The sequence below is a fragment of the Candidatus Protochlamydia sp. R18 genome, assembly GCF_000648255.1.
Taxonomy (GTDB): Bacteria; Chlamydiota; Chlamydiia; order Chlamydiales; family Parachlamydiaceae; genus Protochlamydia; species Protochlamydia amoebophila.
Map to the genome: position 1 here is coordinate 1 of NZ_BASL01000580.1, position 265 is coordinate 265.

Annotated in this window: 1 pseudogene; it reads left to right on the forward strand. The window is 33.2% G+C overall.

Features of this window, described 5'->3' with window-relative positions:
- Nucleotides 1-265: pseudogene (locus TY19_RS00740) on the forward strand (hypothetical protein); the annotation flags it as partial.

Here is a 265-nt window from a genome sequence, read left to right on the forward strand (position 1 = left end):
CAACTTATTCTTTAATTATCTCGAAAAAGAGCAGCTTCAGTCTCAATGGAGAGAAATTTTTTGGGGGCAAAAAGAAATTACGATTCCCAAATTTATTGCAAGCCACCTCGCATCATCTAGTATATCTTTAACAAGTTCGAGTCAAACTCTATGTGATGCTCCTCCTTTTTCAATAAAAATCTCTACTCAGGAAACTATGGATAATCTTGAGGATGAAAACAAACTTTTATTAAATCCTTTAACTAACCCAGAAGAATTAAATGCT